The organism is Natrinema saccharevitans (genome assembly GCF_001953745.1).
GTDB classification, from domain to species: Archaea; Halobacteriota; Halobacteria; order Halobacteriales; family Natrialbaceae; genus Natrinema; species Natrinema saccharevitans.
Genome location: NZ_LWLN01000001.1, coordinates 676,089 through 695,098, shown reverse-complemented (window position 1 = coordinate 695,098; position 19,010 = coordinate 676,089). Strand labels below are relative to the sequence as shown.

At 67.7% G+C, this 19,010-nt stretch carries 20 protein-coding genes; 11 read left to right on the top strand and 9 right to left on the bottom strand.

Going from position 1 to position 19,010, the window contains the following annotated elements:
* Nucleotides 1-12 precede the first annotated feature (12 nt).
* Nucleotides 13-969 (top strand): zinc-dependent metalloprotease, encoded by a 957-nt coding sequence (locus A6E15_RS03640; protein WP_076143735.1) that lies wholly within the window; start codon nucleotides 13-15, stop codon nucleotides 967-969.
* A 46-nt stretch (nucleotides 970-1,015) separates the two neighbouring features.
* On the opposite strand, the gene A6E15_RS03635 is transcribed toward A6E15_RS03640, so the two are convergent.
* Both A6E15_RS03635 and A6E15_RS03630 read right to left on the bottom strand, forming a co-directional pair.
* The gene (locus A6E15_RS03635) at nucleotides 1,016-1,231 is read right to left on the bottom strand and encodes a hypothetical protein (protein WP_076143733.1); all 216 of its coding nucleotides are present in this window, start codon (nucleotides 1,229-1,231) and stop codon (nucleotides 1,016-1,018) included.
* Nucleotides 1,228-1,626, bottom strand: a complete 399-nt coding sequence (locus tag A6E15_RS03630; RefSeq protein WP_076143731.1) for a nuclear transport factor 2 family protein — start codon at nucleotides 1,624-1,626, stop codon at nucleotides 1,228-1,230. The genes A6E15_RS03635 and A6E15_RS03630 overlap by 4 nt, the downstream gene beginning before the upstream one ends.
* A 103-nt stretch (nucleotides 1,627-1,729) precedes the next feature.
* Between A6E15_RS03630 and A6E15_RS03625 the strand changes: the two genes are divergently transcribed.
* Nucleotides 1,730-1,957: a DUF7557 family protein gene (locus tag A6E15_RS03625; RefSeq protein ID WP_006649703.1), complete on the top strand. Its 228-nt coding sequence runs from the start codon at nucleotides 1,730-1,732 to the stop codon at nucleotides 1,955-1,957.
* Entirely contained in the window at nucleotides 1,958-2,362 is a 405-nt protein-coding gene (locus tag A6E15_RS03620) for a PIN domain-containing protein (RefSeq protein WP_076143729.1), read from the top strand.
* A 30-nt stretch (nucleotides 2,363-2,392) separates the two neighbouring features.
* Here A6E15_RS03620 and A6E15_RS03615 read toward each other — a convergent pair whose 3' ends face one another.
* Nucleotides 2,393-2,944 (bottom strand): hypothetical protein, encoded by a 552-nt coding sequence (locus tag A6E15_RS03615; RefSeq protein ID WP_076143727.1) that lies wholly within the window; start codon nucleotides 2,942-2,944, stop codon nucleotides 2,393-2,395.
* Nucleotides 2,945-3,092: 148 nt separating this feature from the next.
* Between A6E15_RS03615 and A6E15_RS03610 the strand changes: the two genes are divergently transcribed.
* The gene (locus A6E15_RS03610; RefSeq protein ID WP_076143725.1) at nucleotides 3,093-3,332 is read left to right on the top strand and encodes a hypothetical protein; all 240 of its coding nucleotides are present in this window, start codon (nucleotides 3,093-3,095) and stop codon (nucleotides 3,330-3,332) included.
* Here A6E15_RS03610 and A6E15_RS03605 read toward each other — a convergent pair.
* The gene (locus tag A6E15_RS03605; RefSeq protein ID WP_076143723.1) at nucleotides 3,329-3,901 is read right to left on the bottom strand and encodes an SPW repeat domain-containing protein; all 573 of its coding nucleotides are present in this window, start codon (nucleotides 3,899-3,901) and stop codon (nucleotides 3,329-3,331) included. The genes A6E15_RS03610 and A6E15_RS03605 overlap by 4 nt on opposite strands.
* 185 nt (nucleotides 3,902-4,086) lie before the next feature.
* Between A6E15_RS03605 and A6E15_RS03600 the strand changes: the two genes are divergently transcribed.
* Nucleotides 4,087-6,864 (top strand): AAA domain-containing protein, encoded by a 2,778-nt coding sequence (locus tag A6E15_RS03600; protein ID WP_076143722.1) that lies wholly within the window; start codon nucleotides 4,087-4,089, stop codon nucleotides 6,862-6,864.
* Between the two features lie 217 nt (nucleotides 6,865-7,081).
* Nucleotides 7,082-7,927 (top strand): phosphatase PAP2 family protein, encoded by an 846-nt coding sequence (locus tag A6E15_RS03595; RefSeq protein WP_175607198.1) that lies wholly within the window; start codon nucleotides 7,082-7,084, stop codon nucleotides 7,925-7,927.
* A gap of 242 nt (nucleotides 7,928-8,169) precedes the next feature.
* On the opposite strand, the gene A6E15_RS03590 is transcribed toward A6E15_RS03595, so the two are convergent.
* The 3 genes from A6E15_RS03590 to A6E15_RS03580 all read right to left on the bottom strand — a co-directional run bounded on the left by A6E15_RS03590 (nucleotide 8,170) and on the right by A6E15_RS03580 (nucleotide 11,231).
* Nucleotides 8,170-9,165: an AIR synthase family protein gene (locus A6E15_RS03590; protein ID WP_076143720.1), complete on the bottom strand. Its 996-nt coding sequence runs from the start codon at nucleotides 9,163-9,165 to the stop codon at nucleotides 8,170-8,172.
* A 131-nt stretch (nucleotides 9,166-9,296) separates the two neighbouring features.
* Nucleotides 9,297-10,298: a TIGR04024 family LLM class F420-dependent oxidoreductase gene (locus tag A6E15_RS03585; protein WP_076143717.1), complete on the bottom strand. Its 1,002-nt coding sequence runs from the start codon at nucleotides 10,296-10,298 to the stop codon at nucleotides 9,297-9,299.
* Between the two features lie 156 nt (nucleotides 10,299-10,454).
* Nucleotides 10,455-11,231, bottom strand: coding sequence for an SDR family NAD(P)-dependent oxidoreductase (locus A6E15_RS03580; protein WP_076143715.1), 777 nt, complete (start codon nucleotides 11,229-11,231; stop codon nucleotides 10,455-10,457).
* Nucleotides 11,232-11,399: 168 nt separating this feature from the next.
* Here A6E15_RS03580 and A6E15_RS03575 point away from each other — a divergent pair, with 168 nt between their 5' ends.
* The 5 genes from A6E15_RS03575 (at nucleotide 11,400) to A6E15_RS03555 (ending at nucleotide 17,371) form a co-directional block, all read left to right on the top strand.
* Nucleotides 11,400-12,602, top strand: coding sequence for an alpha-hydroxy-acid oxidizing protein (locus tag A6E15_RS03575; RefSeq protein WP_076143713.1), 1,203 nt, complete (start codon nucleotides 11,400-11,402; stop codon nucleotides 12,600-12,602).
* Complete coding sequence (locus A6E15_RS03570) at nucleotides 12,599-13,336, top strand: HAD family hydrolase (RefSeq protein ID WP_076143711.1); 738 nt, start codon at nucleotides 12,599-12,601, stop codon at nucleotides 13,334-13,336. Before A6E15_RS03575 ends, A6E15_RS03570 begins: the two co-directional genes overlap by 4 nt.
* A 268-nt stretch (nucleotides 13,337-13,604) precedes the next feature.
* The gene (locus A6E15_RS03565; RefSeq protein WP_076143709.1) at nucleotides 13,605-14,666 is read left to right on the top strand and encodes a phosphotransferase family protein; all 1,062 of its coding nucleotides are present in this window, start codon (nucleotides 13,605-13,607) and stop codon (nucleotides 14,664-14,666) included.
* Between the two features lie 295 nt (nucleotides 14,667-14,961).
* Nucleotides 14,962-16,914, top strand: a complete 1,953-nt coding sequence (locus A6E15_RS03560) for a 3-hydroxyacyl-CoA dehydrogenase/enoyl-CoA hydratase family protein (RefSeq protein ID WP_076143707.1) — start codon at nucleotides 14,962-14,964, stop codon at nucleotides 16,912-16,914.
* A gap of 1 nt (nucleotide 16,915) precedes the next feature.
* Nucleotides 16,916-17,371, top strand: coding sequence for a PaaI family thioesterase (locus A6E15_RS03555; RefSeq protein WP_076143705.1), 456 nt, complete (start codon nucleotides 16,916-16,918; stop codon nucleotides 17,369-17,371).
* A gap of 116 nt (nucleotides 17,372-17,487) precedes the next feature.
* Here A6E15_RS03555 and A6E15_RS03550 read toward each other — a convergent pair whose 3' ends face one another.
* Together A6E15_RS03550 and A6E15_RS03545 are read right to left on the bottom strand one after the other, a co-directional pair.
* The gene (locus A6E15_RS03550; protein ID WP_076143703.1) at nucleotides 17,488-18,003 is read right to left on the bottom strand and encodes an Lrp/AsnC family transcriptional regulator; all 516 of its coding nucleotides are present in this window, start codon (nucleotides 18,001-18,003) and stop codon (nucleotides 17,488-17,490) included.
* 30 nt (nucleotides 18,004-18,033) lie between these two features.
* Complete coding sequence (locus A6E15_RS03545; RefSeq protein WP_076143701.1) at nucleotides 18,034-18,888, bottom strand: alpha/beta fold hydrolase; 855 nt, start codon at nucleotides 18,886-18,888, stop codon at nucleotides 18,034-18,036.
* Nucleotides 18,889-19,010 lie beyond the last annotated feature (122 nt).

The following is a 19,010-nucleotide window of genomic DNA, read 5'->3' as shown; positions in this document are numbered from 1 at the left end:
CTATTCGGAGTTGTGAATCTCTATCGTAGCGCTCGGGCAGTCGCCGGGGCGTCCGGCGACGACGCGATCGACTGGCGATCCGCCGCGGAGGCCGCCAAGGCCGCGACCGACCCCGGCTCGCTCGCCCTCGAGGCCGGCGAACGCGAGGCCTACGCCCGCGACGTGCGCGACGCCAGAGCGGCCGTCCGCTCCGTCTCCGGCGCCGACTTTGACGTGCCCGAGACGATCGAGATCCAGAACCGTCACCACTGGATCGACGCCAACGTCGCCACCTTCGAACGGGTCATGGGCGCCCTCGAGACCCACACCGGTACGTTCCCCGGGATCGCGCGGACGATCAACACCGGAACGATGACCGTCATGCTCTCGTTCCTCGGACGGAACGTCCTCGGCCAGTACGATCCGCTGTTGCTCGCGGAGGCCCCCGCCGACGACCACGCGCTGTATTTCGTCCGGCCGAACATCCTCAACGCCGCCGACCAGCTCGACGTCGACGCCGACCGGTTTCGCCGCTGGATCGCCTTCCACGAGGTGACCCACGCCGCCGAGTTCGGGGCCGCGCCGTGGCTCTCCGACCACCTCGAGACCCGGATGGAAGACGGGATCGCGACCCTCTCGGAGGGGTCGTTCGACCGCGAGGCGTTCCGCGACCTAGACGCCGCGATGACCGTCGTCGAGGGGTACGCCGAACTCCTGATGGACCACGCCTTCGACGACGAGTACGAGGACCTGCGACGCAAACTCGACGAGCGCCGGCAGGGGCGGGGCCCGATCCAGCGGGTCTTCCGACGGCTGCTCGGGCTGGGGCTGAAAGAGCGCCAGTACGAACGCGGCAAGGACTTCTTCGAACACGTCGTCGCGGTTCGGGACCTCGAGACGGCCAGTCTCGTCTGGGAGGGGCCGGAGTACCTGCCGAGCCACGACGAACTCGACGCGCCGGGGACGTGGCTCCGGCGCGTCGACCGCTGACGCGGATCGGTCCGTTTTCCCTCGCGTGGTGGTCGTCCGGACCGGGTCAGTCGGTCGTGATCCAGATCAGGTACCAGAGCAACGCGCTCCCGGCGACGGTGCCGCCGAGGATCGCCGCGCCGATCACGACCAGCGACGCCTCGCCCTGAAACGCGACCAGCCCGCCAGACAGGCCGACCAGCAACACGAAGGCGGCCTTGAGCTGAGTGGCCGCGCCCGTGATGTCGCTCGAGCGCGGTGCCCCGCGACCCCGCCCGCTCATAGCTCGTGGGGGGCGCTGACGTGCACGAGCGCGAACTGCCAGTCGGGCGCGCTCGAGTCGTCTGCCGGAACCAGCGTCCCGCTCCAGCGGCTGTCGAACCGGCGTCGGTCGCCGCTGTTCGTGTCGGTCCAGGCTATCGTCGCCTCGTCGGCGAAGGTCGCGACCGCCTCGCGTCGCTCGACGACGAGGCGGCGGCTCTCGATCGTCCAGTCGGCGGTCGTTGCGGTCTGTTCCTCGAGGGCCGAACGGACAACCTCGCCGCCGAACAGCGCCTCGCTGATCCCGAACTTCACCGTCGACTCGTCGGCGAGGAAGTACGGCTCGAGGGGGTCGCCGTTCCGGAGCGCGTCGTAGTAGTCGCGGACGACGGCCTCGGGGCTCGCGGTCGCTGACATGGCTGTATCCTCGACGGCCGTTTTCAAAGAGCCATCGGACGCGGATGCGGGAGCGGTCTCGAACGAGGGAAAGCGTTTTGCATACGCATACGTACTCCCATACATGGGAGACACGTCGATCCGCGTTTCTGACGAAGCGAAAGACCGACTGGATCTCCATAAGCGTGAGGACGAAAGCTACGAGGACGTGATTCTACGACTCACGGAAGGCGACAAGTGGGCCGGGTTCGGCGTCCTTTCGGAAACGGACACGGAAACGCGGGCGGGGCTGGAGACGATGCGAGAAGAGTTGCGGGCGGGAACGAGGGACCGAATCGAGGAATCAAAGTAGATGCTCGTACTTGATAACAACCTCCTCAGCGATTATCTCGACGGAACCGACGACGCTCGTCGCTTCCTGCAGCGGTACGAACAGGAGGCGTGGGGAGTGCCGTCGATAGTCCTCTACGAGGCGTACATGGGTGCCGTACACGGCTACATCGACGGTACCCCGGACGCGATCCGACGGGCCGTCACGTCGTCGATGGACGTACTCGACGTGACCGCACGGACGGCCGACGAGGCCACATCGTTGCAGCGCGAATTGCTGGATCGAGGCGTCCCGGCGGACCACCCGGACGCGCTCATCGCGGCGGTCGCTCGCGAACACGGAGCGACGTTCGCGACCGCCGAGAAACACTTCTGGGACGACGAGGTGCAGTCGGTCCTCTCCGTTGCGGAATACGATCCGTACTGAACGCGAACGCCTCGACCGCGGTCCCGACCGCTACATGAAGCCGCGATCGACCTCGTCGGTCTCGATCAGGTCCTCGAGTTCGGCGTCGAGCAGTTCGTCGGCCTCCTCGAAGCGGTCGGCGAGGTCGGCGAGTTCGTCGGGCCGGTCGTACTGGTCGTACTCCATGGGGCCGAAGGCCGGGCTCTCGAGGGCCTCCATCACGTCGTCGAACAGGTCCTGCGGTCGGGTCGGCGCGTCCGCGTGGGTTTCCAGCACCGTCTCGAGGCGCTTGCCGACCGTCTCGGCCTGCGCCTCGTCCTCGGGGGGCGACTGGACCGCGAAGCGGCCGCCCGTGTCCCGCTCGGGCATGAACGATCCGATCTCGTCGTCGAGATTCCGGGCGACGCGGGTGCCGACGCCCCGTACCTCGAAGGGATTCTTGGCGTACGTTTTCAGGAAGAAGACGCCGGCCCGGGGATGCGCGAGGTACATGTCTTCGCCGACGCCGCCGGCGCGGTCGCCGGCGACCGCGCGCCAGTCCTCCGGATCGACGTCGCGCTCCGTGACGTCCTCGAGTACGTCCTGCCACTCGCGTATCCGCATACGCGACGGTTGGGCCGCCGGTAGAAAGAACGTGTCGGTTCCACCGAAAGACGCCGAGAACGGACTGTTCCGCCCCGCAACGGGCCGTTCCGGAACCGAAAGGAATACACCGGGTCCGCCGACAGGGACAGTAACCGACGCTTTCCCCATGTCAACTCGTCGCTCACCGCCGCTCGTCGAGCTGTTTCGCGTCGCACCCGCCAAGAGTTCGCTGCTGACGGTCGCGCCGCTGGCGCTGGCGCTTGGCCAGCTCTGGAACAGTTACGTCAACGGCGTCTCGCCGGCCGTCTCGATCGGTTTCGCCGTCGTCATGGTCGCCTTCTCGGTCGTCGCGATGGGGCATCACGCCGCCGAGTACCGGCTCCGCCGGCTCGAGGCCGGCCGCTAGATCCCCGTGCCGGAGTCGGTCGCGACCGTTCGCGCCTCGCGGGCCTCGTAGGCGTTGTACCCCGCGAGCCCGGCGATCAGGAGCCCGGTCACGAGCGTGCTCCAGAACAGCCCGCCGGTCATCCCGAGCAGGGCGGCCGAGACGATCAGCCAGATCCCGAGGAGGGCGACCAGCGAGGCGATGGCGGGACTGAGCGGGATGTCGTTCGTCACGCGATAGTAGTTGTAGCCGGCGGCCAGCGCGACCGCGAGCCCGACGAGGACGTCGTTCGACGCGGGGGCGCCCCCGCTCTGGAAGACCAGCACCGAGAGGGCGACCCACGCGCCGAGAACGGCGACCAGCAGACTGACGACCGACGTCTTGCGCCGTCGTTCCTCGCTGGCGACCTGCGTCGACTCGTCCCGCGGGTCGCGTCCGCCGGTGCGCTCCCCGTCGCCGATCCCGGTTCCGGAACCGACGTCGGCCGACGCCGACTCCGGTCGGTTGACCGGGCCCTCGTCCGTCGGCGGCTCGTCGCCGGTTCCGGGACCGTCGCCCCGCCGACGATCGTCGCCGTTCGGGTCACCCATAGTACCGGTCGTTCGGGTCGCGATTCCAAAAACGACCCGTCCGTTCCACTCGCAGCCGGCCGGAGACGGATCCCGGGAATGACGGTAACTGAATGTTATCGTGACCGTCGCGCCAGCGAGCAAAGGACGGGCCGGTCGCCGTCGGGACCGATAGCGTTTTTGATCGCTCGCTCGTGACGATAGCTGTGTACGTACGCGGAACCGTCGCCGGCGAAGTCGACGTGCGAACGGTGTCGACGAGCCACGGCGAGAGCGACCTCGCCGAGGTGCCGCTCCGCCTCGCGACCGACGGCGAAGACGCCGCGGACGCCGCCGCGGCGATGAGCGACGGCGGCGCGGCGGCCGTCGCGGACGCCGACCCCACGACGGTCACCCTCTGGAACAAGTGGACCGAATCGGCCGAACTGCTCGAGCCGGGGATGGAACTGGTCGTCACGAACGCGAAAGAAGAGGAGTATCGGGGCGAGACGACGTACGCGACGACGGGCGACTCCTACGTCGTCGTCGAACCCTCGTTTCTCGTCAGCGTGACCTCGATCCGCAACTGGGTGGAGTGTCCCCGACTCTACTACCTGAACAAACTCTCGGGGGTACCGCTGAACTACCCCGTGGTGAAGGGGACGCTCGTCCACGAGGTCTTCGGCGACCTGTTGCGGGGCCGGGACATAGCGGAGTCGATCGACGCCCGCATCGAGGAACGGGGCCTCCAGCTCGGCCTGCTCGGGGAGTCACCCGACGCCGTCAAAGAAGACATTCGGGAGAACGCCACGGCGATCGAGGGCTGGCTCGAGCAGGGCCGGCTGACCGAGGAAGACAGTTGGCGTTCCGAACAGCTCTTGATCAGCGAGACCTTCGGCATTCGGGGCCGGGCCGACGCCGTCCGCCGGGGCGCGCCGGTCGAACTCAAGACCGGCAAGAACCTCAAGAAGGAACCGCGGTTCAAGGACAAGGTGCAGGCCGCCTGTTACGCGCTCTTGCTCGAGGAACACGGCGGCGACGTCGACATCGGCACCCTGCTCTACACGAAGAACTCGGCGCTCGATCGCAACGAGGAGACCGGCGACCTGACCCCCGCCAAGGAGTTCTCGATGGGCGACGGACTCCTGAAGTACGTCGTCCGCCTGCGCAACGAGATCGCGGCCAAAGAGATGGCCGGCGAGATCCCGACCGGCTACGAGGCCGACGCGAAATGCGAGTACTGCTTCGAGCAGGACACCTGCATGGTCGTCTCCGGCCGGCTCGATCAGGAGTCGAAGGCGGGCCAGATCGGCCAGTCGCTGCCCGACGCGGAGATCGAGTACTTCGATCGGTTCTACCGGGCGATCGAGGAGGAGCGCCGGGAGGTCCACCGCGAGTACGCCAAGCTCTGGGAGCAGACCGCCGAAGAACGGGCCGCCGACGACCGCGCGCTGATCGACCTCGAGTTCGTCGCAAAACGGCCGCTCGAGGGCGGGCGCTGGGAACTGCGGGCCCGGCGGACCGGCGGCGCGAACTCGAAGCTCCGCGAGGGCGATCTGGTGCTGGCGAGCGACGGCGACCCGGTCCGGGGCGACTCGGAGTTGGCGCGGATCGAGCGGTTAGACGACGAGGTCGTGATCACGGCGGACGAGCCGGTCGAAGTCACCCGGCTCGACGTCTACCCCTCCGAGCTGACGACCGATCGGCTGCTCGTCGCGATGCACGACGCGCTTCTCAAGGGCGACGAGCGGCGCAAGGACGTGCTGTTCGGCCGGGCGGAGCCCGAGTTCGAAGAGGTCGAGGAGACCTTCATCGACAACAACGAGCGCCAGAACGAGGCCGTTCGAAAGGCCGTCGGCGCGGAGGACTGCGCGCTCATCCACGGCCCGCCCGGCACCGGAAAGACCTACACCATCGCCCGGGCCATCCGCGCCATGGTCGAGCGCGGCGAGCGCGTCCTGCTCTCGGCCTTTACGAACCGCGCCGTCGACAACGCCCTGGAGGCCCTGCTCGAGCAACTCGAGGACGTCATCGACGAGGACAGCGTTGCGTCGGAGACGCAACGGAGTGGAGACGGCGAAGCCGTCGACGTCGTCCGCGTGGGGTCGGAGAGCGGGGTCAGCGACGAGATGGAGCCCTACCGGCTCGAGCGGGCGGGCGAGCCCGCCGAGCGGGTCGCCGAACTCGAGGAGGCACAGGTGGTGGCGGCGACGACCGCGACCTGCGGCTCGCGGATCATGAAAGAGCAGTCGTTCGACGCCGCGCTGGTCGACGAGGCCGCCCAGTTGACCGAGCCGGGCACCTGCGCGGCGATCAACCTCGCCGAGCGGTTCGTACTGGTCGGCGACCACGAGCAGCTGCCGCCCGTCGTGCGGGCCGAGAACGACCTCACCGAGTCGCTGTTCGAGCGGCTGGTCGAACGGTACCCCGACGCCGGCGTCATGCTCGATCGCCAGTACCGGATGAACCAGCGCATTCAGGCCTTCGCGTCGAACGAATTCTACGACGGCCGGTTGCGGCCGGCGACCCCCGAGGTGGCCGGGCGAACGCTGGACGACCTCGAGGGCGTTTCCAGGGACGTCCTGCCATCCGAACTCCGCGATCCCGTCTCGTTCGTCGACGTCGAGGGCGACCGGAGCCAGTACACCGACGGCGAGGAGGCCGCGCGGATCGCGGACCTGATCGAAACGTACGAGGCCGCCGGGATCGATCGCTCCGAGATCGGCGTCATCGCCCCCTTCCGGGCGCAGGTCTCGGAGATATCGATGCACGTTCCCGACGACGTCACCGTCGACACCGTCGACCGCTTCCAGGGCTCGAGTCAGGAGGTCATCGTCGTCTCCTTCACCGCGACCGGCTCGCTCGAGGGGCCGATCTTCGAGGACTATCGGCGGATCAACGTCGCTCTGACACGGCCCAAGCGGGCGCTGGTACTGGTCGGCGACTCGCGGGCGCTCGCGAGCGATCCGGTCTACGAGCGGATGCTCGAGTGGGCGCGGCGGTGACGAGTACAGAGCAGTATAGTAGCTCTTGAAAGTCAATGCACACCCGATCGCAGGACAGCGTTGTGATCGGTGTGTAAATCGTTTCAAGAGCTACTATATTGACCGCCGGGCCAGAAGCGAGCGCCGTCGAACCGAACCCGACGGCTGTGTCGGGACCCGCGAACCGTGTCCGTCGAAACGAACGTTTAGGTAGCCGACGCGTCACGTGCCAGCCGAGATGCGACTCGAGGCCCAGAGCGAGGCGATTCGGGGCATCGTCCCGGCCGAGTACGCTGACCTGGTCGTCTTCGTGACGGAACTCGGCGGGACGACCGCGCTGATGGTGCTGCTCGCCGTGCTGTTCTGGTGTGTCGACCGCCGCCGCAGCGCGCTCGTGATCAGCTACGCGGTGGCCGGACTGGCGCTGTTGCTCTCGCTCAAGGCACTGTTTGCCCTCCCCAGACCGCCGGCCGACGCGATGTTGGTTCCGCTCGAGGCAGAACGCGAGGGCTACGGCTTCCCGAGCGGGCACGCCTTCGCCGCGGCGGTCGTCTACGGCGGTCTCGTCTCGGCGTACGACCGGGCGGGTGAGCCGCGGGCGCTGGCGGCCGCCGGCGCGCTCGTCGTCCTCGTCTCGCTCTCGCGGGTCGTCCTCGGCGTCCACTACCTCGGGGACGTGATCGTCGGCGCGGCGCTCGGGATCGCCTTCGTCGTCGCCATGGATCGCGTCACGCGCGGCGATCCGACGATCGGATTCGCGATCGCGCTCGCCCTCTCGGTGCCCGCGTTCGTCATCGCCGGCGGGCGAGAAGACGCCCTGCTCGGCCTCGGTGGCTCGATCGGCGGCCTGCTGGGCTCGCAGCGGCTTCCCGCCCTGCCGGCGCTGCGCTCCCGACTCGAGGCGGCCCTCGTCCTCGTCGTCGGCGTCGGGTTCGTCGCCCTCGTTCGCGGGCTCGCGTCCGCCGTCGCGACGGTCGAACCGCTGCTGGTCGTCCTCTACGCGGTGCTCGTCGCCGGTATCTTCCTCGCCCCGGACGCCGTTGGGCGACTCGAGGTCGGCCCGCTCGAGTCGACGCGGCCGTGAGCCGATCCCGGTCGGAGCTGGCGCCCGCGCGGACGGCCCGGACTATCAGACGGCAGCCGATACGACGCCGGTCACGAATGCGGACACGTCTCTGATGCCGGGATCGACGGGGATTTACAGGCGGTACGAGCGTAGGAGCGGTATGTTCGAGGCGTTTCGTCCGCGTCGGTCCTTGCCGTTTCGCTGGTCGTCCTCGGTCCGGCGACGCTCGGCGCGCTGTCGGCCCGCGGCGGGAACGGGGGCTAGTCGTCCGCGTCGGCCCGCTCCCAGAGCGGGTAGAGGTCGTCCTGGATCGGCTCGACGATCGACTCGCCGTCGAGAACGAGTGCCGGTTCGCCCCCCTCGAGGCCCCGTGCCGTCCCGATTTTCGCGGCCTCGATTCCCGCGTCCGAAAGCGCCTCGAGACGGTCGTCGACGGCGTCGCCGGGAACGGTCGCGATCAGCGCGCCGGAGCCGAAGATCCGCAGCGGATCGACCCCGGCGGCGTCACACAGCTGCGCGGTCGTCCCGCGGACCGGGACGGTCTCGCGGTCGACCTCGAGGCGGACCCCGGAGGCGCGGGCCACCTCGAGCAGGCCGGCCGCGACCCCGCCCTCCGTGGGGTCGTGCATCGCCGTCGCGTCAGCGCGGACGAGTCGAGCCTCGGGAGCGACGCTGATCTCGTCGAGAAACGACTCGGCGCGCTCGCGCGTCTCGGGATCGATCCCGAGGTCGTCGCCGAAGTCGGCCGCGAGGACGGCCGCCCCCTCGAGGCCCGCCGCCTTGGTCAGGATCACCGCGTCGCCGGGCTCGGCCCCGCCGGTCGGGACGTACCGGTCGGTCGCCCCCATCGCCGTCAGCGAGAGCAGCGGCCGCTCGAGCTGGTCGACGTACTCCGAGTGGCCGCCGACGATCGACGCGCCGATCTCGCCGGCGGCGGCGTGGAGGTCGTCGGCGATTTCCTCGAGGAGGGAGCCGTCGGCGTCGCTCGGGAGCAAGACGACGGCGGTCAGCCAGCGCGGGTCCGCGCCGGAGACGGCCACGTCGTTCGAGGCGACGGAGACGGCGAGCCTGCCGACCGCCGAGGCGGCCAGCGAGATCGGGTCGGAGCTGACCACGAGCGTCCCCTCGCCGTCGGGCCAGTCGATCGCGGCGGCGTCCTCGCCGTCCGCGGGCCCCTGAATCACCGTCTCGTCGGCCGTTCCAGTCCGCTCGAAGACGTGCGCGAGCAAGTCGTCCGGACTCACCTTGCCGGGCATACTACGATCTGGGACGATTCGGGTTTGTAGCTGTCGAAGGCGTCGCTTCTCGAGGTCGTGTCCGAAACAGCGGCCCTACTGGACTCGCGATACCGGTGAAACGGAACGAAACCGGGCCGCTCCAGCCGATGTCAGTTCTCGGGCGCGACCGCCTTCATCGTCTCGCGGACCTGGTCCTCGTCGGCCCCGCGCGGGAAGCTGACGGCGATGGCGTCGAGGCCGTCGACGGCCTCGTAGCGCTCGAGTTGCTCGCGGGCGGTCTCGGGACTGCCGGCCGCACAGAGGTCGTCGAGGATGTTCTCGTCGACCAGTTCGAGGGCGTGTTCGCGGTCGCCGTCCTGCCAGGCGTCGTAGATCTCGGTCGCCTCGTCGTAGCCCTGTCGCTCGAGGGCGTCGCGGTAGAAGGTGCCCATGCCGCCGACGTAGAAGCCGACGTGCTGGCGGGCGAGCGCGCGGGCCTCGTCGGGATCATCGAGTGCGCAGACGGTGACGCCGGCGGTGACCTGCACGTCCGACGGGTCGCGGTCGCCGAGGTCGGCACCGCGTTCGATGTCCGCGATGCGCTCGTCCATTCCGTCGGGGGTGAGCATGATGCCGTGCCAGCCGTCGGCGAACCGGCCCGCGAGTTCGACGGCCTTCGGCCCCATCCCCGTGACCTCGATCGGTGGTTTCGTTTCCGGCGGGTCACAGCGCAGTCGGAACCCCGAGAGTTCGAAGTCGTCGCCGTCGTAGTCGACTGTCTCGCCGGAGAGGACCTCGCGGACGATCTCGACCGTCTCGCGGGTGCGCTTGAGCGGGTTGCCGAACTCGACGCCGTGCCAGTTCTCGATCACGACGGGGCCGCTCGGACCGAGCCCGAGACGGAACCGGCCCTCGGAGAGTTCCTGCAGCGTCGCTGCGGTCTGGCCAAGCAGCGCCGGCGACCGCGAGTAGGTGTTGAGAATGCTCGAGCCGATATCGATCTCCTCGGTGCGCTCGGCCATCGCCGAGAGGACGGTCACGCCGTCCCGACCCCACGTCTCGGGGAGCCACGCGCAGTCGTAGCCGCCGTCCTCGGCGGTCCGTGCGTAGTCGACGATCGAGTCGATCGTCGGCTGTGCGGCGACCGGAAGGTGGACATCTCTGTCTGTCATCGTTGTTCACAGACGAAACCATCCCTTTTGGGTGTATGGGAACCGGCGGCGTGGGGACGGCCGTTTACGCACTCCACGGGGGGGCCGTACCCGGCGGTCGTCCGCGGAGCGGTCACCGCTCGAACGTCGGGAGCCGACGTGAGCGCGTGTCCCCGGCTACACGTCGTGGTCTTCTTCGATCTGCGGGACGCCCTGAGCCGTGATCGTCTCGCCGACGATGTACGACGAGGCCGGACTGGCGAGGAACTGGGCGAGGTCGGCGATCTCCTCGACGGTACCGATCCGCCGGGCGACGTCCGTGCGATCGATGTCGTCCGCGGAGACACCCATCTGGCTCTCGACGCCGGGCGTGGCGACGAAGCCGGGCGCGATACAGTTGACCCGCACGTCGTCGTCGGCCCACTCGTAAGACAGCGTCGTCGTGAGGTTGATGATCGCGGCCTTGGCCGCGCCGTAGGGGCTCATCAGGGGCGAGCCCCGCTGGCCGGCGACGCTGGCGAGGTTGATCACCGCGCCGCCGCCGTCCTTGAGATGCTCCGCGGCGGCGTGGGTGCAGTGGTAGGTGCCGTTGACGTTGATGTCCATGATCGTCTCCCAGCCGTTCGGGGAGATCTCGTCGAAGTCGGCCATGAACGAGGCCCCGGCGTTGTTGACCAGTACGTCGAGTCCGCCGAACTCCTCGACGGTGGCCTCGACGAGCGCCTCGACGGCCTCGCGATCGGTTACGTCGCACTCGACAGCTAGCGCCCGACCGGGACTGTCGCTCTCGTTGATCCCCTCGGCGACCGGATCGACGTTGGCCTGTTCGCGCGAGCAGACGACCACGTCGACGCCGTCCGCGGCGAACCGCTCCGCGATCGACTTCCCGATCCCGCTCGAGGAGCCCGTGATAACGGCGGTTTCGCCGTCGACGCTGAACTGTCCGGTACTCACACGTGGTCACCTGCGATTCGAAGGCTAGTTACCATTGTTAGATGCAGACTCCTGTTCGGAGCAGCTGTTAATAAAGATGGCCGTAGATCCCGCACCGTTAAGTGAATGGGAATCACTGCCACAGATATCCGCGCGACGGCAGTGCGACCGTCGTCCCGAAACACAGTCATGTCATCAGACTCTCCCGATTACGGACCGGATCGACAGGCCGAGGTCTATCTCAGCGGTATGCTCGAGGACGATCCGCCCGAGTTCCCCGTCTCCTACGAGGACCTCGTGGAACGCGCTCGCGAGGAACTCAGCGACGAGGCGTTCGCCTACGTGGCAGGCGGCGCGGGCTCGGAATCGACCGTCGAGGCGAACGACCGCGCCTTCGACGAGTGGCAGATCGTCCCCCGAATCATGCGGGACATCTCCGAGCGCGATCTGTCGGTCGACCTCTTCGGTCACGAGTACCCGTCGCCAGTTCTGCTCGCGCCCATCGGCGTCCAGTCGATCCTCCACGACGAGGCCGAACTGGCCGTCGCCCGCGCGGCGAGCGCGTTCGGCGTGCCGATGATCTGTAGCTCCGTCTCCTCGTACTCCATCGAGGACGTCGGCGACGAACTCGGCGAGAGTCCCGGCTGGTTCCAGCTCTACTGGAGTTCCGACCGAACCGTGGCGGCCAGCTTCCTCGAGCGCGCCGAAGACGCGGGCTACGAAGCCGTCGTCGTCACGCTCGACACGCCGAAGATGGGATGGCGCGAACGCGACGTCGAACTCGGCTACCTCCCCTTCCTCGAGGGCGAGGGCCTGACGAACTACTTCGAGGACCCGGCCTTCCGCGACCGGCTCGAGGCGGGCCCCCGAGACGACGAGGAGGCGGCGATCGCGTCCTGGCAGTCGTGTTTCGGCGACGCCACGCTGACCTGGGACGACCTCGAGTGGCTGCAGGCACGGACCGATCTCCCCGTCGTCATCAAGGGCGTACTCCACCCCGACGACGCCCGCGAGGCGATCGAGCGCGGCGTCGACGGGGTGGTGGTCTCGAACCACGGCGGCCGACAGGTCGACGGTTCGATCCCGGCGCTCGACGCGCTGCCGGACGTAGTCGATGCGGTCGAAGACGCGGCCGAGTCCGACGAGGACGTGCCCGTCCTCTTCGACAGCGGCATCCGGCGCGGGAGCGACGTCGTCCGCGCGATCGCGCTCGGGGCCGACGCCGTCCTGCTGGGTCGACCCTACGCGCTCGGACTCGGTATCGGCGGCGAAGACGGCGTGTGCGCCGTCCTCGAGAATCTGCTGGCAGATCTGGACCTCACGGTCGGACTGTCGGGGTGTGCGAGCCTCGCGGAGGTCGACCGCGGGACGGTTCGGAGGGCCGAGCGATGAGCGAAGACGCGACCCGAGACGGCGACACAGCGGAACCCGGTGTGGGCGAGTGGGAGGCCGTCTTCTGGGACATCGGCGGCGTCATCCTCGGGCTCGAGTCGGTACAGAGTGCCCACGCCGAGTTCGTCGCGGGCCTCTGTGACCGCCACGACCTCGAGACGACCGTCGACGAGGCCGTCGAGACCTGGCGGACGACGGTAGGAGATTACTTCCGCGAGCGCGACGGCACCGAGTTCCGGTCCGCGCGCGAGGGGTATCACCGCGCCGTCGCGGCCATCGTCGGCGAGGACGTCCCCCGCGAGGAGTGGGAGCCCCGGTTCGAGGAGATCGTCGAGGCGTCGATCGAACCGGTTCCGGGTGCCGTCAAAGCGATCGAACGGCTGGCCGACCGGGACCTCCACGTCGGCGTCGTCAGCGACGTCGACGACGCCGAGGGGAAACGGATGCTCGAGCGGTTCGGCGTCCGCGAACACTTCGACTCGATCACCACCTCCGAAGAGGTCGGCTACACCAAGCCCGATCCGGCGATGTTCGAGACGGCCGTCGCGAAGGCCGGCGTCGTCCCGGAGCGGTCGCTGATGATCGGCGACCGCTACGATCACGACGTGAAGGGAGCCGCGGAAGCGGGCATACACGGCGTCGCCTTCGGTGCCGAGGACGGTCCCGCGGTGGCCTATCGGATCGAGTCGCCCGAGGAGATCCTCGAGATCGTCGACGGGACGCGGGACGAGTAGCGCTCGGCCGCGGCGAATCGAAACGACGGGCCGACGGCCCTGACGACCGACCTGCGCCCGATCGGCTGGTCGACTCTTCCCGTCCGACCCGCGGACGGTCGTGCCGTACGGTAACTTCCACTACACAAACATTGTAAAAGAGAATTCGCGGCGTAACTATTTTCGTAAAGGGGGAGATACAGTAGCACACGACAATGTCCACTGCGAAGCGAACCGCCACGAACGACACCGCACCGGCCCGCGACGCCGGCCGTACCACTCCCCTGCCATGAGCGATAGCTACTACGAGCGCCTCGTCGACGAGGACGCGCTGGCGGCGTACCTGACGGACCACCTCGGCGAGGTCGACGAGTACGACATCGAGCGCCATCAGGAGGGCCACTCCAACGAAACCCTGTTCGTCACGTGGGGCGATCGGGAACTCGTGATCCGGCGACCGCCGCCGGGCGAAACCGCCGATACGGCCCACGACGTCCTCCGGGAGTACCGCGTCACGAACGCGGTGGCCGACACCGACGTCCCGGTACCGACCCCGCTGCTGGCCTGCGAAAACCACGACGTCATCGGCAGCGACTTCTACGTGATGGAGCAACTCGAGGGGACCGTCCTCCGAGAAGCGGAGCCGGAGCGGTTCGCCGATCCCGACCACCGCGAGCGCGTCGGCGAGGAACTCGTCGACACGCTGGCGGAGATCCACGACCTCGACTACGAGGCGATCGGGCTCGGCGAGTTCGGCCGCCCCGAGGGATACACGCAACGCCAGGTCGACCGCTGGGGCAAACAGCTCTCGTGGGCGTTCGAAGTGACGGAGGACGAACGCGAGGTTCCCGATCTCCACGAGGTCGGGGGCTGGCTCCGCGACAACGTCCCCGAGGACCATCCCCACACGCTCGTCCACGGCGACTACAAACTCGACAACGTGATGTTCGGGCCGGGAACGCCGCCGGAACTGGTCGGCGTCTTCGACTGGGAGATGGCCACGCTGGGCGATCCCCGGGCCGACCTCGGCTGGATGCTGTCGTACTGGCGCGACGCGAAGGACCCCGATCCCGAACTCCCGGAACTGGTCACCCGGTTCATGGAACGGGAGGGGTATCCGACCCGCCGCGAACTGGTCGACCGCTGGGAATCTCGCACCGGCTACGAGTTCGAACACGAGCGGTTCTACCGCGCGCTCGCGGTGTACAAACTCGCCGGGCTCGGCGAGATGTTCTTCCGGCGCTACCTCGAGGGCAACAGCGACGACCCGATGTACCCGAAGATGCGCGATCGCGTGCCGGCGCTGGCTGCGCGCGCGAAACGGATCATCGAAGGCGACGAACCGCTGTAGGGCCTCGAGCCGGGTCGATTTCCTCCGAAGGGCGACTCGCACAGCCGCCGCAGTAGCCGCGAGGTTGGCCGGCGTGCGTTCGCGGCCGCCCGAACGATCGTACGGACAGCCGAGACGCGTGCCACCGCGGTCGGTCGGCAGCTCGATCTCCCGACCACGGCCGCTATCGAGCAGTCGTTACCGACGTTCGACACAGGCCCAAATCGACGTACGCGCTGTACAACGGCCGACAACGGGCTTAACATTGCTAATACGGTTCGGTGGTATTAAGACGGTTCCCGGCAATGGGACGACCATGTCACTGGACAGCATCGACCGCGTGGCAGTGCTGGGCGCGGGCAACATGGGACACGGAATCACCGAAGTGACCGCGATGGCCGGCTACGATGTCACGATGCGTGACATCAAAGACGAGTTCGTCGAGGACGGCTACGAGTCGATCAAGTGGAGCGTCGAGAAACTCGAGGAAAAGGAGCTAATCGACGAGACGGCCGAGGAGGTCCTCGACCGGATCGACACGACGACGGACTTAGAGGAGGCCGTCGCCGACGCCGACCTCGTGATCGAGGCCGCGCCCGAGGATCTGGACCTGAAACACGAGATCTTCACCGACCTCGAGGAGTACACCAGCGGCGACACGCTGCTTGCGACGAACACCTCGAGCCTGCCGATCTCCGACATCGCGGAGGTCGTCGACTCCTCGGAGCGCGTGCTGGGACTGCACTTTTTCAACCCGCCGGTGAAGATGGACCTAGTCGAGGTCATCTACGGCGAGGACACCAGCGACGAGGCGGCGGAAGCCGGATACGAGTGGGTCGAGTCGATCGACAAGACGCCGATCTACGTCCGCAAGGACGTCCGCGGCTTCGTCGTCAACACGATCGTCGGCCCCTTCGGCGGCGAACCCGCCTTTATGGTCTCGAACGACGAGGCGACGATCCGCGAGGCCGACGCGACGATGGTCCACGAGCGGGGCTACCCGATGGGGCCGTTCGAACTCGGCGACCTCACCGGTATCGACGTCGGCTACCACGTCCGAAAGGAAGGCGACAGCCCGATCCCGCCGATCACCGAAGAGAAAGTCGAGGCCGGCGATCTCGGCCAGAAGACCGGCAAGGGCTTCTACGACTACGAGGACGGCGACGGCGCGGACTACGAGCCCGAGGACGCGGGCGACTTCGACTGGCTCCGCGTCGAGGCCCGCATGATAAATCGTGCGGCCTTCCTCGTCGGCGAGGACGTCGCGACCCCCGAGGAGGTCGACACCGGCGTCCAGCTCGGCCTGGGCTTCCCCGAGGGCATCTGCCGACGCGGCGACAAGATCGGCCTCGACACGGTCCTCGAGAAGCTCGAGACCCTCTCCGAGGAGACGGGCGCGGACCGCTTCGAGCCCCACCCGTACCTCGAGCAGCTCGTCGAAGAGGGCAAGACCGGCGAGGAGGCCGGCGAAGGGTTCTACAGCTACGACGACGACAGCCTCGGTCCCTACCACGACCTGAACTACGACCTCGAAGACGGCGTCCTGTCCGTCGAACTCGACCGGCCCTCGCGGATGAACGCGCTCTCGGACGACCTGCTCGCCGAGATCGACGACCTGTTCTCGAACGTCGACACTGACGAGGTCCGCTGTGCGACCATCGAGGGCGCGGGCGATCAGGCGTTCTGTGCCGGCGCGGACGTCTCCGGCTTCAGCGACGCCGATCCGACCGACCTGATGGACGTCACACCCGCCTTCGAGACGGTCAACGACTTCGAACGGCCCGTGCTGGCGAAGATCGACGGCTTCTGTCTCGGCGGCGGCCTCGAACTCGCGCTGGCCTGTGACCTGCGGGTCGCGACCGAGCGCTCCTCGTTCGGCGCGCCCGAGATCAACCTCGGCCTGATCCCCGGCGGCGGCGGCACCCAGCGGCTGACCCGAATCCTCGGCGAGACCCGCGCGAAGGAACTGGTCTTCCGGGGCAACCACATCGACGCCGACCGCGCCGAGGAGTGGGGCCTGATCAACCGCTCGGTCGAGCGCGAGGACTTCGACGACACCGTCTCCGAGTTCGTCGACGACCTGGCCGGCGGCCCGCCGATCGCCCTCAAGATCGCAAAGAAGGTCATGAACGAGGGCGAGGACGCGAGCATCGAGGCCGCGATCGCCATGGAGAGTCAGGGCTTTGGCCTGCTTTCCAGCACCGAGGACGTCCTCGAGGGTACCGCGGCGTTCGCCGAGGACCGCGAGCCGGAGTTCGAGGGCAAGTAACATGACCGACGGACCGTCGGACGCACCGGGCTGGCCGGAGTGGGCGTCGTTCGTCCAGCGACACGGCTACTTGTCGTGGCTCGATATCGAGGTCGAGTCCCTCGCGGACGGCCGGGCGGTCCTCGTCCTCGAGCGCAACGAGGAGTTCGAGAACCCCATCGGTACCGACGGGCCGGATCCGGTCCACGGTGGCATCGTCGCGACGCTGATCGACACCTCGAGCGCGTTCGCGTTGCGGAGTACGTTCGAAGACCCCAGCGAGTCCCATCTGACGACGACCGATCTCAACGTCTCGTATCTGCGGCCGGCGACCGGTGACCTGCGGGCCGAAGCGGAGGTCCTCCGGGTCGGCGGTTCGACCGGCGTCACGGACGTGTCGGTGACGGGCGACGACGGCGAGGCTGCCGTCGGTCGCACTACCTATCGACTCTTCCGGGACGGGATCGGCGACGAGTAACGCCGTCGTTCGCAGGCGTCTCGAGCCGCCGTTTCCCGTCTCCTGGGGTCGTGGCCCCGGCTGTCGAGGCCAGCAGTGTCGTGCGTTCGATTTCTCGAGCGTCACCGCGAGAACGGCTATCGGTCCTCGCCCAGTTCCTCGTAGATCCGCGGATCGGTCTGGAACTTGAGGACGTTGTGGACCGCCGAGTTACGGATGTTGGCGATGACCGCGCCGTGTTCGGAGTAGCAGTCGTGGATCCACTGGGACACTTCCTGTCGGTCCCGGAACATCATGACCGTCTTCCACTGGTACTCCCCGTCCGAGAGGAAGAAAAACAGGGTGTGTTTGTCCTGTTTGATGTACTCCATCGCGTCGCGCCAGTACTCGTCGAAGTGTTCGGGATTGAACTTGAACTCGAACAGCGCGAAGATGTAGTACTCCTCGTTGGGGATGATCGCCTCGCGAAAGACGCCCTCGTCGCGCATTCGCCGGATCGACTCGCTGACGGTGACGTGAGAGACGTCGATGTCGTACTCCGATTCCAGTACTTGGGTCAACTCGCGTGAAGACAACTGAGGGTCGGTCGAGAGTTCGCTCAGGATCGCGATGTCGCGGTCCTTGAACTCCCAGTTCGGTGGATCGCCGCTCATGTTGTCGTGAGTATCGTCCCGGGCATGATTTTACCGTTGCGCTCCGGACAGAAACGCACGGAGGCGCTCGGCGTACGCGTCCGATCGATCCTCGGGGACCCAGTGATAGGCCTCCGACAGCGGTGCGAGTTCGGCGTCGGCGACGTCATCGGCCAGCCGTTCGGCGTAACCGTAGGGCTGCATCACGTCGTCTTCGCCCCACAGAAGCAGCGTCTCGGCGTCGATCGCCCCGTAGTCGATCTCGATCGTGTGGTTCGTGTTCGTCGCGACCGCGTTGCGAACCAGCGACAGGTGACCGTCGTCGGTCAGCCACGGTGCTTTCATGCCCCCGACGAACTCGGGATCGGCCTCGCCGTAGGCCCCCTCGACGAACGCCGCCTCGAGGCGGCCCTCGAGTTCCTCGCGATCGATGTCGGCCGTCGACGGCAGGCCGAGGTTCGAGACGAACTCGACAGGCCAGGAGTCGTAACAGACGGCGTTCGAGAGAACGAGCCGGTCGACGACGTCGGGGTTGTGCGCGGCGAAGCGCAGGGCGACGCCGCCGCCGATGTCGTGGCCGACGAGCGCGATCTCCTCGATTCCGAGATCGTCGAGCAAGGCCTCGAGGACGCCCTCCTGAGCGCGGATAGAGCGGTCGAAGCCGTCGTACATTGCGGAGTTGCCGTAGCCGGCCATATCGAGCGCGATCGTCCGGCGATCTTCGGCGACCGGCGGGACGACATCGCGCCAGAGATACGACCACGTCGGGATACCGTGGACGAAGACGACCGGCGGTTCGTCGGCGTCTGCGGGGCCGGCCTCGTGGTAGGCGATCTCGAGGTCGTGGCCGTCGACCGATACCGTCGTGGCCGACTGCTCGTCGGACCAGGTCTCGTGGTCGACCATCTATCGACCACCCGCGGTCGCCGTGCGGTCGGGTTCGCGGACGGACCCGCTACTTCCAGCGCCGTGTTGTATGGTAAATCCTCGCATTATCATTGGTGACAGCCGCTACTTCAGTTTCCAAC

Coding starts and splice junctions, on each gene's coding strand:
- A6E15_RS03575 (WP_076143713.1), top strand. CDS start 11,400: ATGTCATCAGACTCTCCCGATTACGGACCGGATCGACAGGCCGAGGTC.
- A6E15_RS03635 (WP_076143733.1), bottom strand. CDS start 1,231: ATGAGCGGGCGGGGTCGCGGGGCACCGCGCTCGAGCGACATCACGGGC.
- A6E15_RS03595 (WP_175607198.1), top strand. CDS start 7,082: ATGCGACTCGAGGCCCAGAGCGAGGCGATTCGGGGCATCGTCCCGGCC.
- A6E15_RS03625 (WP_006649703.1), top strand. CDS start 1,730: ATGGGAGACACGTCGATCCGCGTTTCTGACGAAGCGAAAGACCGACTG.
- A6E15_RS03545 (WP_076143701.1), bottom strand. CDS start 18,888: ATGGTCGACCACGAGACCTGGTCCGACGAGCAGTCGGCCACGACGGTA.
- A6E15_RS03610 (WP_076143725.1), top strand. CDS start 3,093: ATGTCAACTCGTCGCTCACCGCCGCTCGTCGAGCTGTTTCGCGTCGCA.
- A6E15_RS03615 (WP_076143727.1), bottom strand. CDS start 2,944: ATGCGGATACGCGAGTGGCAGGACGTACTCGAGGACGTCACGGAGCGC.
- A6E15_RS03590 (WP_076143720.1), bottom strand. CDS start 9,165: ATGCCCGGCAAGGTGAGTCCGGACGACTTGCTCGCGCACGTCTTCGAG.
- A6E15_RS03605 (WP_076143723.1), bottom strand. CDS start 3,901: ATGGGTGACCCGAACGGCGACGATCGTCGGCGGGGCGACGGTCCCGGA.
- A6E15_RS03620 (WP_076143729.1), top strand. CDS start 1,958: ATGCTCGTACTTGATAACAACCTCCTCAGCGATTATCTCGACGGAACC.
- A6E15_RS03585 (WP_076143717.1), bottom strand. CDS start 10,298: ATGACAGACAGAGATGTCCACCTTCCGGTCGCCGCACAGCCGACGATC.
- A6E15_RS03555 (WP_076143705.1), top strand. CDS start 16,916: ATGACCGACGGACCGTCGGACGCACCGGGCTGGCCGGAGTGGGCGTCG.
- A6E15_RS03565 (WP_076143709.1), top strand. CDS start 13,605: ATGAGCGATAGCTACTACGAGCGCCTCGTCGACGAGGACGCGCTGGCG.
- A6E15_RS03630 (WP_076143731.1), bottom strand. CDS start 1,626: ATGTCAGCGACCGCGAGCCCCGAGGCCGTCGTCCGCGACTACTACGAC.
- A6E15_RS03560 (WP_076143707.1), top strand. CDS start 14,962: ATGTCACTGGACAGCATCGACCGCGTGGCAGTGCTGGGCGCGGGCAAC.
- A6E15_RS03550 (WP_076143703.1), bottom strand. CDS start 18,003: ATGAGCGGCGATCCACCGAACTGGGAGTTCAAGGACCGCGACATCGCG.
- A6E15_RS03570 (WP_076143711.1), top strand. CDS start 12,599: ATGAGCGAAGACGCGACCCGAGACGGCGACACAGCGGAACCCGGTGTG.